This window comes from Photorhabdus sp. RM71S, assembly GCF_042879355.1.
Lineage (GTDB): Bacteria > Pseudomonadota > Gammaproteobacteria > Enterobacterales > Enterobacteriaceae > Photorhabdus > Photorhabdus kayaii.
Genome location: NZ_JBHFKV010000118.1, coordinates 1 through 1683, shown reverse-complemented (window position 1 = coordinate 1683; position 1683 = coordinate 1). Strand labels below are relative to the sequence as shown.

1 protein-coding gene is annotated in these 1683 nt (G+C 44.0%); it reads left to right on the top strand.

What is annotated here, in order from left to right; genetic code table 11:
• Positions 1 to 121: 121 nt before the first annotated feature.
• Entirely contained in the window at positions 122 to 1303 is a 1182-nt protein-coding gene (locus tag ACGF5R_RS23900; protein WP_387693112.1) for a tyrosine-type recombinase/integrase, read from the top strand.
• The last annotated feature ends 380 nt before the right edge of the window (positions 1304 to 1683 follow it).

Below are 1683 nucleotides of genomic sequence, written 5' to 3'. Positions count from 1 at the left end.
GTATGCGTTACTATGAGGGGTTAGTGTAGGAAAATCATCTCACACACGTTAAAAAATCTGGAAAATAATCAATCACTGTCCATTCTATATACATGGACAGTGATATTTTTCAGGATAATTTATGACATACCTTGTGCACTCCAGCGATGTTTTCAAAGAGACTGAGCAACAAAAACTGGATGATGGTACATTCCATTGCCAACCCTCCAATGACAATATCGGTTCGCTGCCAACACTCTTTTCGCAAGATGGCATATTCAATCACGAAGCCAACAGTTACCTGTTTTACCTCAAGGCCGTAAAGAAGGCAGAAGACTTATCTCCCTGCGCACAGGCCCTGCGTGCCTACTATCAGTTTCTTGAGGACAAGGGGTTACAGTGGGATAAATTTCCACCTGTTAAACGGCTCAAGCCGACCTACCTGTTCCGCTCCTACCTGCTCAAGCAAATAAAGCAAGGCGAACTTGCACATAGCACAGCCTGTGTTCGTATGAACCAAATCGTCAATTACTATAAATGGCTGATGCATGATGGTTACCTGTTCGTAAAGAATGAGAAGGAAGCACCGTTCAAAATGGAGTTTGTCACTGTTCAGAACAATGGGATGCTTGCCCATATATCCCCAACTTTTATTGTTGAGACCAGTGATTTACGCATAAAAGTACCAAGAGATGCGGACAGTAAAAACATCAGGCCACTATCCCCATTAAGCCTTGATGCCCTGAGCATTTTGACTCAACACCTCTTGCACACATCTGAAGAGTTACGCTTACAAGTTTTGCTTGCGGTTGATACAGGAATGCGCGTTGAAGAAGTGGCAACCCTAACACTAGATGCGCTAGATACCGCAACCCCGCTTGCCGAGAGCGAGCATCGCCTGGAAATTCTGTTATGCCCCCGCTCCACAGGGGTTCAAACCAAGTTCCTAAAAAATCGGGTTGTCGAGATTTCATCGGATTTGCTTCAGTCATTGAATGAATATCGAACTTCAGAGCGCCGCCTGAAGCGTGTCGCCAAGCTCAACGAAAAAATTGAGCAGTTAGATAGCGGCGCCCCTCCCTTGGCCCGGAAGACTATTGAAATATTGGAACGCTGTGAACGTCACGAACCACTCTTTGTTAGCCAGCAAGGCAACCCTGCTACAGGGAAGTCCACTGAAGCGCGGTGGGTTGAATTCAGGAAAAAAATCAAACAGGTAGAACCATTATTTGCCCATCGCTTCCATGATTTACGCGCCACCTATGGCACCTATCGCCTCAGTGACCTGCTAGAAGCTAAATTAATGATTGTATTGAAGCTCTAAGAGTTAATGGCCATATTGAGGCTGCCGTAGCGACATCTCTACATGACTATAGAACAACCCTGAACCTACCTGCACATGAGTTAGACTTATGGACTCTTGAGGACTCTAGATCGTATGCTGAAGGGATGATGAATTTCATTTATCACGACTTATGACTGCAGGAGAGGAGTAAAGGGGTGAACACATCACCACAAGGATAGAGACTTTATTACTCTCCCAATGACATGATAAATAATCTGGAAACTGGTACAGTTTAAGATACTTTTTTAGAAAAAAAGCCAGTAATTTCTCATTTTTCTGGAAAAGACGCAGAAGCCATCAGTTAAAGGATTTACAGAAATATTCCAGATTCTACGTGTGACAGTAATGCGTACATTAGC